Annotated in this window: 8 protein-coding genes; 5 read left to right on the top strand and 3 right to left on the bottom strand. The window is 64.0% G+C overall.

The features are described from left to right. Positions 1-143: 143 nt before the first annotated feature. Together smc and ATY02_RS11160 are read right to left on the bottom strand one after the other, a co-directional pair. The gene (smc, locus tag ATY02_RS11165; RefSeq protein WP_068577229.1) at positions 144-3,632 is read right to left on the bottom strand and encodes a chromosome segregation protein SMC; all 3,489 of its coding nucleotides are present in this window, start codon (positions 3,630-3,632) and stop codon (positions 144-146) included. 2 nt (positions 3,633-3,634) lie between these two features. Then, a complete protein-coding gene (locus tag ATY02_RS11160; protein ID WP_068577232.1) occupies positions 3,635-4,294 on the bottom strand; it encodes a GntR family transcriptional regulator in 660 nt (219 codons plus the stop codon). A gap of 301 nt (positions 4,295-4,595) precedes the next feature. On the opposite strand from ATY02_RS11160, the gene xdhA reads away from it, so the two are divergent. From xdhA to ATY02_RS11135, 5 genes are all read left to right on the top strand, one after another. Further along, on the top strand, positions 4,596-6,050 hold the full coding sequence (gene xdhA / locus ATY02_RS11155) for a xanthine dehydrogenase small subunit (RefSeq protein WP_068577234.1): 1,455 nt from the start codon (positions 4,596-4,598) through the stop codon (positions 6,048-6,050). Continuing rightward, complete coding sequence (gene xdhB / locus ATY02_RS11150; RefSeq protein ID WP_068577236.1) at positions 6,043-8,442, top strand: xanthine dehydrogenase molybdopterin binding subunit; 2,400 nt, start codon at positions 6,043-6,045, stop codon at positions 8,440-8,442. Before xdhA ends, xdhB begins: the two co-directional genes overlap by 8 nt. Positions 8,443-8,539: 97 nt before the next feature. Further along, the gene (gene xdhC / locus ATY02_RS11145; RefSeq protein WP_068577237.1) at positions 8,540-9,382 is read left to right on the top strand and encodes a xanthine dehydrogenase accessory protein XdhC; all 843 of its coding nucleotides are present in this window, start codon (positions 8,540-8,542) and stop codon (positions 9,380-9,382) included. Positions 9,383-9,407: 25 nt separating this feature from the next. Further along, on the top strand, positions 9,408-10,712 hold the full coding sequence (guaD, locus tag ATY02_RS11140) for a guanine deaminase (RefSeq protein WP_053135927.1): 1,305 nt from the start codon (positions 9,408-9,410) through the stop codon (positions 10,710-10,712). A gap of 230 nt (positions 10,713-10,942) precedes the next feature. Then, the gene (locus ATY02_RS11135; RefSeq protein WP_068577239.1) at positions 10,943-11,410 is read left to right on the top strand and encodes an SMI1/KNR4 family protein; all 468 of its coding nucleotides are present in this window, start codon (positions 10,943-10,945) and stop codon (positions 11,408-11,410) included. A gap of 69 nt (positions 11,411-11,479) precedes the next feature. Here the strand turns inward: ATY02_RS11135 and ATY02_RS11130 are convergent, their stop codons facing one another. Further along, entirely contained in the window at positions 11,480-12,313 is an 834-nt protein-coding gene (locus tag ATY02_RS11130) for a nucleoside-binding protein (protein ID WP_068577241.1), read from the bottom strand. Positions 12,314-12,367 lie beyond the last annotated feature (54 nt).

The raw sequence follows: 12,367 nt of genomic DNA, 5'->3' as shown, positions 1-12,367 counted from the left end.
GCCCACGCATAGGAAAAATTGACATTAAACTAGCACGACCAAAGACAACTTTACACCGTCTGTCGCAATGCTCAGGGCCAATATCTTGCGCAATAAGGGAAAATCCCCAACTTGCCCCCGACAGCCACCTCAAACCTGCGGACTCAGGCGTCCACCATCGCCATCGCCTCCTCGACATCCACGGCCACCAGACGCGAACATCCCGGTTCGTGCATCGTCACCCCCATCAACTGGTCAGCCATTTCCATGGCGATCTTATTGTGGGTGATATAGATGAACTGCACTGTCTGCGACATCTCTTTGACCAGCTTTGCATAGCGTCCAACGTTAGCGTCATCCAGCGGAGCGTCAACTTCGTCGAGCATGCAGAAAGGCGCCGGGTTCAACTTGAAGATAGCGAATACCAGGGCCAGTGCGGTCAAAGCCTTTTCACCACCGGAGAGCAAATGAATGGTGCTGTTCTTCTTGCCAGGAGGACGCGCCATGATTGTCACCCCTGTATCGAGTAGATCTTCGCCAGTCAGTTCCAAATAAGCGCTGCCGCCACCGAAAACTTTTGGAAACAATGCCTGCAAACCACCATTGATCTGGTCGAAGGTGTCCTTGAAACGATTGCGGGTTTCCTTGTCGATCTTGCGGATGACGTTTTCCAGGGTCTCCAGAGCCTGCACCAGGTCGGCATCCTGGGCATCCAGGTAGCGCTTGCGCTCGGACTGCTGCTGGTACTCGTCAATGGCCGCCAGGTTGATGGCGCCCAGCCGCTGGATTCGCACAGCGATCCGCTCCAGCTCTTCCTCGGCGGCCTGCTCACTGGCCTCTCCCGTGAGCGTGGCCAGCACGCCCTCCAGATCATAGCCGTCGGCCAGCAATTGCTCCTGCAAGGTCTTGCGCCGCACGCTCAGGGCCTGCCACTCCATCCGCTGCTGCTCCAGCTGCCCACGGATCAATTGCGATTGCTGCTCGGCCTGGTTACGGCGCTTCTCGGCATCGCGCAACTCCCGATCGGCATCCTCCATGGCGATCTGCGCGCTCTTGAGCTCGACATCCACGCTCATGCGTTTTTCCAGCAACTCCTCGAGCTTGAGGCGCAACTCTTCCAGCGGGGCCTCCCCCTCCTCCAGGTTGAGGCTCAACTGCTCACGCTTCTCGGTCAGGCGCTCCGACTGCATCTCCAGGCGCTCCAGCGCCTGGCGGGTAGAGTCGTGCTGGGCCTTGAGCGAACCCATGCGCACGGCCAATTGATGGGCATGGTCCTTGTGCTGGCGAGCCTCCTGGCGTATCCGGTCAAGGCGTTCACGCAGGCTGTCGCGCTGGGCCAGCAGCAGTTCGCGCTGCTCGGTGTCCAGCGCCATGCTGTCCAGGGCCTCTTGCAACTGCAGGCGCGCCTCGCCAATCTGTTCGTGCTCCAGCTCGCGCTGCTCACCCAGCTCCAGCAGTTCTTCATCGAGGCGACTGCGGCGCAGGTTCAACTGCTCGGCCTTGGCCTTGCCAGCCGAGAGCAAAGCCTTCAACTCACCTTGCTGGCGAGCTTCATCCTGCAACAGGCGCCGCAGGTGCTCACGACCGTTTTCCTGCTGGCGCTGCTGGGCCCGCAGGTTAAGCAGTTGGCTTTCCAGGTCCTCGACACTGGCTTCGCGCTCATCGCGCTCAAGAAGCAGTTGCTGGATCTCCTGGCCTCGGGCCAACACGCCACTTTCCGCCTCGCTGGCCCGACGCACCCGCAGAAAATGCCGGCCGACCCAGTAACCATCGCGACTGATCAGGCTCTGCCCCGCAGCCAGCTGGCCACGCAGGGCCAGGGCCTGCTCCAGGCTGTCCACCGGCTTGACCTGGCCCAGCCAGGGCGCCAGGTCGACCTGGGACTGCACCTTGTCCAACAAGCTGCCTGGCATGGATGAAAGCTCGCCTGGCAGGCTCAACAGACGCAGGTCACCCTGCTCGAAACCCGCCAGGTCGATAGCGGAAAAATCCTCGACCAACACCGCGTGCAGATCGGCGCCCAGCACGGTTTCCACCGCCAGTTCCCAGCCCGCCTCCACCTGCATGCCATCGGCCAGGCGTGGCTGCTCGGCCAGTTGCTGCTCACGCAGCCATTGGGCGGTGCCGGTGCCTGGGTCCAACGCGGCCTGCTGCAAGGCCTCTAATGAGGCCAAGCGCCCGTTGAGTCGTTGCAATTCACCCTGGGCCTGCTGCTGGGCCTGGCTGGCCTGCTGCAGTTGCTGGCGCAGTTGTTCCAGGCGTTCGACCTGGGACTCTTCGCTAGCCTGCAAGTCCTCCAGGGTCGCCTCACTGGCGGCCAGTTGTTCGTTGAGTTCGAGCATCGCCGCATCTTCGGGATCGGCGGTCAGTTGCTCGCGCTCTTCGCCCAGGCGCCGCTGGCGTTCGGCCAGGCGCTCCAGGCTGGCTTCCAGTTGCTGGATGCGCGACTGCTGTACTTCCGCCTGGCGCCTTGGCTCGGCGGAGCTGAGGTTGAAGGCATCCCACTGCTCCTGCCAGCCATGCATGGTGGTCTCGGACTCTTCCAGGGTCGCCGCGGCTTCCTCGGCAGCCGCACTGCTGACCTCCTGCTCGGGCTCGAGCATCGCCAGTTCTTCGCCCAGGGTCGCCAGCAAGGTGCGGTCATGCCCCAGGTGCGACTCGGTCTCCAGGCGCGCGCGCTCGGCTTCTTTCAGATCGTCCTGCAACTGGCGCAGGCGCTGCTGGCCGTGCTGGATGCTCTGCTCGACCCGGGCTATATCGCCGCCGACCGAATAGAAGCGCCCCTGCACCTGGTTGAAACGCTCGGACAGCTCGTGGTGACCATCACGCAGGCGCTCGATGGCGGCATCGGCATTGCGCTGTTCGGCCACCAGTGCCTCGAAGCTGACCTCCTGGCTGCCGATCACCGACTCGCGCTGCCCCACCTGCTCGTTCAGCGCCTGCCAGCGCAGGGCCGACAGCTGCGCCTTGAGCTGGCGCTCCTCGGCCTTGTATTCCTGGTACTTCTCGGCAGCCTGGGCCTGGCGGTGCAAGCGCTCGAGCTGGCGCTCCAGCTCCTCGCGCAGGTCGGTCAGGCGGGCCAGGTTCTCATGGGTGCGGCGAATACGGTTTTCCGTCTCGCGCCGACGCTCCTTGTATTTGGAGATGCCGGCGGCTTCCTCGATGAAGTTGCGCAGGTCCTCGGGCTTGGCTTCGATCAACTTGGAGATCATGCCCTGCTCGATGATCGAGTAGCTGCGTGGCCCGAGGCCGGTGCCGAGGAAGATGTCGGTGATGTCGCGGCGACGGCACTTGGCGCCGTTCAGGTAGTAGCTGTTCTGGCTGTCGCGGGTCACCTTGCGTCGAATGGAGATCTCCGCATAGGCCGCGTACTCACCCACCAGGGTGCCATCGGAATTGTCGAATACCAGCTCGATGCTCGCCTGGCTCACCGGCTTGCGGCTGGTGGAGCCATTGAAGATGACGTCGGTCATCGACTCGCCACGCAGGTTCTTGGCAGAGCTTTCGCCCATGACCCAGCGCACGGCGTCGATGATGTTCGACTTGCCGCAGCCATTGGGCCCGACCACCGCCGCCATGTTACTGGGGAAGTTGACCGTGGTCGGATCGACGAAGGACTTGAACCCCGCCAGCTTGATGCACTTGAGTCGCACGTTTACGCATCCGCCAGGGCAGACACCACCAGGTCGCTGCTGCGCTGGCCGTAGGCCGTCAGCACCCGGCGGATCTGCGCCAGGTCACGGGCCAGTACCGCAGCCAGCAATTGCTCGAACAGTGCCAGGTACTCGCTCATGGACGCCTTGCGCTGGTCCAGCGCCAGGTAATAGGCGCGACTCATGGCCGGCTGCAGGTTCTCGACGGTCTCCTGCAGGTACGGATTGTTGGCGAAGGGATAGGCCGCACGCATCACGTTGAAGCTGTCTTCGACGAATGCACGGATGTCCTGGCCCTGGTAGGCGCTCTCCAGGCGTTGCTGGATCTGCAGGAAAGGCGCCATTTCGCTCTGCTGCTGCCACCCAGTGGCCACCGAGTTGCCCAGCAGGATGTACATCTCGCCCATCAGGGTGCAGAGGCTGCGGACCTTGTGCTCGGTGAGCTCGGTCACGTGGGCGCCACGGCGCGGCAGGATGGCGATCAGATGGCGGCGCTCCAGGATCAGCAAGGCCTCGCGGACCGAGCCGCGACTGACATTGAGGGCCAAGGTGACCTTCTGTTCCTGAATGCGCTCACCAGGCTTGAGATCCCCGCGAATGATACGTTCGGCGAGGTGGTGAGCAATTTGCTCGGCGAGGCTGTCCGGCGCCTTGAACGTCATGGTTTTCCTTCAAAATCTTTAATCGGCACAAGCGGCGAAGTGTAGCGCAATTGATACCCCGGCGCGGAGTGCCACGGCAGCGGAATTTGCCATGAAACCGGCAGATAAGCGGCTGTTGGTCGGTCACGGACACCCAGCCTCCAACCCTGCACCGGCGCGCCCCGGGATCTTGGTCATACTTGAATTGTTGGGCGATGAAATTTCCTGACCTTTAAGTCAGAAAATAATTGACCGAAAAGTCAGACATGACTAAATTCGGCTCACGTCGCTTAACAACAATAATGAGTCTGCGAGGCCTTCCGTGATCCAGTTTCTCCTCAACCAGGAGCTCCGTAGCGAGCATGCCCTGGACCCGAACCTGACCGTGCTCAATTACCTGCGCGAACACCTGGGCAAGCCCGGCACCAAGGAAGGCTGTGCCAGCGGTGACTGCGGTGCCTGTACCGTAGTGGTCGGCGAGTTGCAGGTGGACGCCCAGGGCGGTGAATCCATTCGTTATCGCAGCCTCAACTCGTGCCTGACCTTCGTCTCGTCCCTGCACGGCAAGCAGTTGATCAGCATCGAAGGCCTCAAGCATCAGGGCCGCTTGCACAGCGTGCAGCAGGCCATGGTCGACTGCCACGGCTCGCAGTGCGGCTTCTGCACCCCGGGTTTCGTCATGTCGTTGTTCGCCCTGCAGAAGAACAGCAGCCAGCCCGACAGCCACAAGGCCCACGAAGCCCTGGCCGGCAACCTCTGCCGCTGCACCGGCTACCGCCCCATCCTCGCGGCGGCGCAGCAGGCGTGCAGCAGCGGCCAATGCGATCAGTTCGACACGCGCCAGGCCGAGACCATCGCCCGCCTCAAGGCCATTGCCCCCAAGGACACCGGCGAGCTCAACAGCGGTGACAAGCGCTGCCTGGTGCCCCTGACCGTCGCCGACCTGGCCGACCTCTACGACGCCTATCCCCAGGCCCGCCTGCTGGCCGGCGGCACCGACCTGGCACTGGAGGTGACGCAGTTCCACCGCACCCTGCCCGTGATGATCTACGTCGGCAATATCGCCGAGCTCAAGCGTATCGAGTACTTCGACGACCGCCTGGAAATCGGTGCGGCCACTCCCCTCACCGATTGCTACGACGCCTTGCGCGGTGAGCACCCGGACTTCGGCGAACTGCTACAACGCTTCGCCTCGCTGCAGATCCGCAACCAGGGCACCCTGGGCGGCAATATCGGCAACGCCTCGCCCATTGGCGACTCGCCGCCGCTGCTGATAGCCCTGGGCGCACAGATCGTGCTGTGCAAGGGCCAGGTGCGCCGGACCCTGGCCCTGGAGGATTACTTCATCGACTACCGGGTCACCGCCCGCCAGGACAGCGAGTTCATCGAGAAGATCATCGTGCCCCGCGCCAGCGCCGAGCGCCAGTTCCGCGCCTACAAGGTGTCCAAGCGCCTGGACGACGATATCTCCGCGGTCTGTGCAGCCTTCAACCTGCGGATAGTCGACGGCGTGATCGAGGAGGCGTGCATCGCCTTCGGCGGCATGGCCGCCACTCCCAAGCGTGCCAGGCACTGCGAGGCGATCCTGACCGGCGCCAACTGGACCCAGGCGAGCATCGAGCAGGCCTGCGCGGCCCTGGCCCAGGACTTCACGCCGCTCTCGGATTTTCGCGCGAGCAAGGAGTACCGCCTGCTGAGCGCGCAGAACCTGCTGCGCAAGTACTTCATCGAACTGCACACACCGCACATCGAGACCCGGGTGACCGCTCATGTCTAACCAGCACAAGGTCGAAAAGACCCAGGACGAACTCACGGCCCTGTTTCGCCAGGACCTGACCACCGGCGTCGGTCGCAGCGTCAAGCACGACAGCGCCGAAAAACACGTCTCCGGCGAAGCGGTGTACATCGACGACCGCCTGGAATTCCCCAACCAGCTGCACGTCTATGCCCGGCTCTCGGACCGCGCCCACGCCCGGATCATCAGCATCGATACCGCGCCCTGCCATGCCTTCGAAGGGGTACGTATCGTCATCACCCACGAGGACATTCCCGGCCTCAAGGACATTGGCCCGCTGTTGCCCGGCGACCCGTTGCTGGCCATCGATACCGTGCAATACGTCGGCCAGCCGGTGCTGGCGGTGGCCGCCCGCGACCTGGATACCGCACGCCAGGCCGCCATGGCGGCGATCATCGAGTACGAGGACCTGGAGCCGGTGCTGGACGTGGTCGAGGCCCTGCGCAAGCGCCACTTCGTGCTGGACAGCCACACCCATCAGCGCGGCGACTCGGCCAGCGCCCTGGCCAGCGCCAGGCACCGCATCCAGGGCACCCTGCACATCGGCGGCCAGGAACACTTCTACCTGGAGACCCAGATCTCCTCGGTGATGCCCACCGAGGACGGCGGCATGATCGTCTACTGCTCGACCCAGAACCCCACCGAAGTGCAGAAGCTGGTGGCCGAGGTGCTGGATGTCTCGATGAACAAGATCGTGGTGGACATGCGCCGCATGGGTGGCGGCTTCGGCGGCAAGGAAACCCAGGCTGCCAGCCCTGCCTGCCTGTGCGCGGTGATCGCGCGCCTCACCGGCCAGCCGACCAAGATGCGCCTGCCCCGGGTCGAGGACATGCTGACGACCGGCAAGCGCCACCCCTTCTACATCGAATACGACGTGGGCTTCGACGATAGCGGCCGGCTGCACGGCATCCAGCTGGAGCTGGCGGGCAACTGCGGCTGCTCGCCGGACCTGTCGGCCTCCATCGTCGACCGGGCGATGTTCCACGCCGACAACTCGTACTACCTGGGCGACGCCACGGTCAACGGCCACCGCTGCAAGACCAACACGGCCTCCAACACCGCCTATCGCGGTTTCGGCGGCCCCCAGGGCATGGTCGCCATCGAGGAAGTCATGGATGCCATCGCCCGTCACCTGCACCTGGACCCGCTGGCCGTGCGCAAGGCCAACTACTACGGCAAGACCGAGCGCAACGTCACCCATTACTACCAGACCGTCGAGCACAACATGCTCGAGGAAATGACCGCCGAACTGGAAGCCAGCAGCCAGTATGCCGAGCGCCGCGAAGCCATCCGTCTGTACAACGCCAACAGCCCGGTACTGAAGAAAGGCCTGGCCCTGACCCCGGTGAAGTTCGGCATCTCCTTCACCGCCAGCTTCCTCAACCAGGCCGGCGCGCTGGTCCACGTCTACACCGACGGCAGCATCCACCTCAACCATGGCGGCACCGAGATGGGCCAGGGCCTGAACACCAAGGTGGCCCAGGTGGTGGCCGAGGTGTTCCAGGTCGATATCGGCCGGGTGCAGATCACCGCCACCAATACCGACAAGGTGCCCAATACCTCGCCGACCGCGGCCTCCAGCGGCGCCGACCTCAACGGCAAGGCGGCGCAGAACGCGGCGCAGACCATCAAGGACCGGCTGGTGGAGTTCGCCGCGCGCAAGTACCAGGTCAGCGAGGAAGATGTGGAATTCCACAACGGCCACGTGCGGGTTCGCGAGCTGATCCTGACCTTCGAGGAACTGATCCAGCAGGCGTATTTCGCCCAGGTGTCGCTGTCCAGCACCGGCTTCTACAAGACGCCGAAGATCTACTACGACCGCGCCCAGGCCCGTGGCCGGCCGTTCTACTACTTCGCCTTCGGCGCGGCCTGCGCCGAGGTGCTCGTCGATACCCTGACCGGCGAATACAAGATGCTGCGCACCGATATCCTGCATGACGTCGGCGCCTCGCTGAACCCGGCCATCGACATCGGCCAGGTGGAAGGCGGCTTCATCCAGGGCATGGGCTGGCTGACCACCGAGGAGTTGGTATGGAACGCCAAGGGCAAGCTGATGACCAACGGTCCGGCCAGCTACAAGATCCCGGCGGTGGCCGACATGCCGGCGGACCTGCGGGTCAAGCTGGTGGAAAACCGCAAGAACCCGGAAGACACGGTGTTCCACTCCAAGGCAGTGGGTGAGCCGCCGTTCATGCTCGGCATCGCCGCCTGGTGCGCCATCAAGGACGCGGTGGCCAGCCTCGGCGACTACCGGCACCAGCCACGGATCGACGCCCCGGCGACCCCGGAGCGGGTGCTCTGGGGTTGTGAACAGATGCGCCAGCTGCAGGTGGCGAAGGCCGTAGAGAGCGAATCCGAGCTGGCTCCGCTCTAGACCCAGGTGCGCCTGTCGCGGGCAGCCTGGCTCCTACCGTAGGAGCCAGGCTGCCCGCGATGAGGCCGGAACAGACAACAGCGATGTCGAGGTGAACATGTACAACTGGATCAGCGCCCTCGCCGACCTGCAGAACCAGGGTGAGCCCTGCGTGCTGGTGACCATCATCGAAGAGCTGGGCTCGACCCCGCGCAACGCCGGCTCGAAGATGGTGGTCAGCGCCAGCCGGGCCTTCGACACCATCGGCGGCGGCCACCTGGAATACAAGGCCATGCAGATCGCCCGGCAGATGCTCGCCAGCGGCCGGCAAACCACCCACCTGGAGCGCTTCAGCCTCGGCGCCAGCCTCGGCCAGTGCTGCGGTGGGGCCACGGTGCTGCTGTTCGAGCCCATGGGCCAGGTGCAGGCGCAAATTGCCGTATTCGGTGCCGGCCATGTCGGCCGCGCCCTGGTACCCTTGCTCGCCGCGCTGCCCTGCCGGGTACGCTGGATCGACTCGCGGGAGCAGGAATTTCCCGAACAGATTCCCCAGGGGGTACGCAAGATCGTCAGCGAGGAACCGGTGGACGAGATCGACGACCTGCCCCCAGGCAGCTATTGCATCGTCATGACCCATAATCACCAGTTGGACCTGGAGTTGACCGCCGCCCTGCTCAAGCGCAACGATTTCACCTATTTCGGCCTGATCGGCTCCAGGACCAAGCGGGTGAAGTTCGAACATCGCCTGCGCGATCGCGGCTTCGACGCCGCCACCGTGCAACGCATGCGTTGCCCCATGGGGCTGGGCGAGGTCAAGGGTAAGCTGCCCGTGGAAATCGCCATCTCCATCGCCGGTGAAATCATCGCCACCTACAACGCCCATTTCGGCCAGCCCAGCGTCACCGCCGAACCCATTGCCCAGCTGCTGCCGGCCTCGCGCCGCAGCCAGGCCTCGAACTGAAACAGCCACACACTTGAGAATGACCATGTCCCAGACTCGCAAAGCCTACCGTGCAGCCATCCTGCACAGCATCGCCGACCCGGCAGAGGTCGGAATCGAAGCCTCCTACGAGTACTTCGAGGACGGCCTGCTGGTGGTGGAGAACGGCCGGATCAGCGCCCTCGGCCATGCCAGCGAACTGCTCGCGAGCCTGCCCGCCGAGGTGCCGGTGAACCATTACCCGGACGCGCTGATCACCCCGGGCTTCATCGACACCCATATCCACCTGCCACAGACCGGCATGGTCGGTGCCTACGGCGAGCAACTGCTGGACTGGCTCAATACCTACACCTTCCCCTGCGAAAGCCAGTTCGCCGACCGGGCCCACGCCGACGAAGTGGCCGATGTGTTCATCAAGGAACTGCTGCGCAACGGCACCACCACCGCCCTGGTGTTCGGCAGCGTGCACCCGCAGTCGGTGGACGCCTTTTTCAGCGCCGCGCAGAAGCTCGACCTGCGGATGATCGCCGGCAAGGTGATGATGGACCGCAACGCCCCGGACTACCTGGTCGACACCGCCGAGTCCGGCTACCAGGACAGCAAGGCGTTGATCGAACGCTGGCATGGCAAGGGCCGCCTGCACTACGCAGTGACCCCGCGTTTCGCCCCCACCAGCACCCCGCAGCAGCTGACCCTGGCTGGCCAGTTGCTCAAGGAATATCCCGATCTCTACATGCAGACCCACATCAGCGAGAACCTGCAGGAGATCGAATGGGTCAAGGAGCTGTTCCCCGAGCGCAAGGGCTACCTGGACGTCTACGACCACTACCAGTTGCTGGGCGAACGCTCGGTGTTCGCCCATGGCGTGCACCTGTGCGACGACGAGTGCGCGCGCCTGGCGCAGACCGGCTCGGCGGTGGCCTTCTGCCCGACCTCGAACTTCTTCCTCGGCAGCGGCCTGTTCAACCTGCCGATGGCCGAGAAGCACAAGCTCAATGTCGGCCTGGGCACCGATATCGGCGCCGGCACCAGCTTCTCGCTGCTCAACACCCTCAATGAGGCCTACAAGGTCATGCAGTTGCAGGGCGCGCGCCTGAGTCCGTTCAAATCCCTGTACCTGGCCACCCTCGGCGGCGCCCGGGCCCTGCGCCTGGAAGAACGAATCGGTACCCTGCACCCCGGTACCGACGCCGACTTCCTGGTGCTGGACTACAAGGCCACGCCACTGCTGGAGTACCGCCTGCAACAGGCCAAGAGCATCGCCGAGACCCTGTTCGTGCTGATGACCCTGGGCGACGACCGCACCGTGCTGCAGACCTACGCCGCCGGCCAGCAAGTGCACCAGCGCTGATCGCCCCCAACGCCAAGCATCCCCCGCTCGACGCCGCTCGACCGGGGGATTTTTCATGGTGTCGCAACCTGCTGCGCACGCTCGCGACCAACCATCGGCAAAGCGCTCACGCGGATGGGCCCGCACTGCGTATCATCTGCCCCTTCGCCCGGGCCCTGCTGCTCTGCCCCGGGCCCCATGGAGCAACAAGGGGCATCGCCGCAGGCCGCCCCCGAACCGGAAGAAAACACATGAGAGAGCTAGCCGAACTCGGCATCTACTACCAGAACTGCGTCATCGAACGGCCCATCCCGAGCCTGGACGAGATCGCCGAATTCCAGGCCAGGCAGGGCGTCACCCTGCCCGCGGACTACCTGCAGTTCCTGCGCACGGTCAATGGCGGCGCGCCCACGCTGAACTTCTTCGAGAACGACGAGGCCGCCTTCGCCATCGAGGCCTTCCACTACCTGGCCCTGGAAAACGATCCGGACGACAGCTACAGCATCGCCGTGGCCTCCGAGTGGCCTTGCGAGGAACTGGGCAGGAAGGTGATCGCCATCGCCGGGGACGGCAGCGGCGACCAACTCATCATCGACCCGAGCCTGGGCCCCGAGGTGCGCCTGTGGCGACACGACGACGGTAGCGAGCCGGAGATTCTCGCCCCCAGCTTCGAGGCGTTGCTGGCCGGCCTCAAGCCCGATCCGGAAGAGGACGAGTAAAGCACCGGCCAGTGATCAGCGGTGTTGAGCGAGCCCCGGGGGCTTTGACTCCAGGGGCCACCGCTCCAGCTAGAAGGTCACTTCCAGGTTCAGGGTCGGTGCCGAAGTGCGAGTGCCACGGCCGCCATCCACGCCGAACTTGTTGTGCCAGTACTCGTAGCCGACCCCGAGGTAGAGGTTGGGCTTGACGTTCTTGCCCGGCAGCACGGCGAACATCAACGAGGTGCGCATCAGGGTTTCCGGAGCCGTGTCACGGTCGTTGTAGTCATGGCCCTTCTCCCCGATGTAGTTGACGAAGCCCTGGAACTTGGCCGCATGGCTGCCCACCTCGAATGGCCGCATCCAGGCCAGGTTGAGCAGGTAGGTATCGTCGAAGGTATGGTCCGGGTCCTTGGCCCCCGGGATGCCCGAATGGTTGTTTTCCTTGTAGTACAGCAGGCTCAGGTCGAACACACCGACGGTGTTGAACTTCAGGGTCGGGCCGAACACCAGGGCGCGTTTCTTCGCCGAACCCAGGTTGTTGTTGCGGCTGGCGTCGAAACCCAGGGTCAGGGCGTAGTCCTTGACCAGGCCTGTGCCCAGGGGCGTATCCAGCACCCGTGAGGCGAAGAGCTGGTGACGATAGACGCCATACACTTCGCTGCTGCCCTTGTTGGTGCCCTTGCGCGGGTCGTCGTTGTCGGAGAGCAGCACGTCCAGGTGCAGGTAGTTGCTGCCGTACTGGTAGCCGCTGGCGTGGGTGAAGCTGTAGATGCGCTTGCTGATGTAGTGCGGGTTGTTGGGATTGGTGAATTCCTTGCCATAGCGAAAGCCCACGCTATTGCTCATCCATTCCAGGGCGGTCGCTTGCCCCGCTCCGACCAAGGTCATCAGCAGGGTCGCGCCTTGTAGTGCCTTTTTCATTTTTATTATGTCCTGTGGCGGTGTGGCTCATGACAGCTTCGCTGGCTGCCGACC

The sequence above is a fragment of the Pseudomonas sp. BIOMIG1BAC genome (assembly GCF_001705995.2).
Taxonomy (GTDB): Bacteria; Pseudomonadota; Gammaproteobacteria; order Pseudomonadales; family Pseudomonadaceae; genus Aquipseudomonas; species Aquipseudomonas sessilinigenes.
The sequence above is the reverse complement of the archived record's forward strand: the minus strand, read 5'-3'. Positions and strand labels throughout refer to the sequence as shown.

Excerpts from the sequence above, each read along its gene's own strand:
- xdhC (WP_068577237.1), top strand. The coding sequence starts at position 8,540 with ATGTACAACTGGATCAGCGCCCTCGCCGACCTGCAGAACCAGGGTGAG.
- guaD (WP_053135927.1), top strand. The coding sequence starts at position 9,408 with ATGTCCCAGACTCGCAAAGCCTACCGTGCAGCCATCCTGCACAGCATC.
- xdhB (WP_068577236.1), top strand. The coding sequence starts at position 6,043 with ATGTCTAACCAGCACAAGGTCGAAAAGACCCAGGACGAACTCACGGCC.
- ATY02_RS11135 (WP_068577239.1), top strand. The coding sequence starts at position 10,943 with ATGAGAGAGCTAGCCGAACTCGGCATCTACTACCAGAACTGCGTCATC.
- ATY02_RS11160 (WP_068577232.1), bottom strand. The coding sequence starts at position 4,294 with ATGACGTTCAAGGCGCCGGACAGCCTCGCCGAGCAAATTGCTCACCAC.
- ATY02_RS11130 (WP_068577241.1), bottom strand. The coding sequence starts at position 12,313 with ATGAAAAAGGCACTACAAGGCGCGACCCTGCTGATGACCTTGGTCGGA.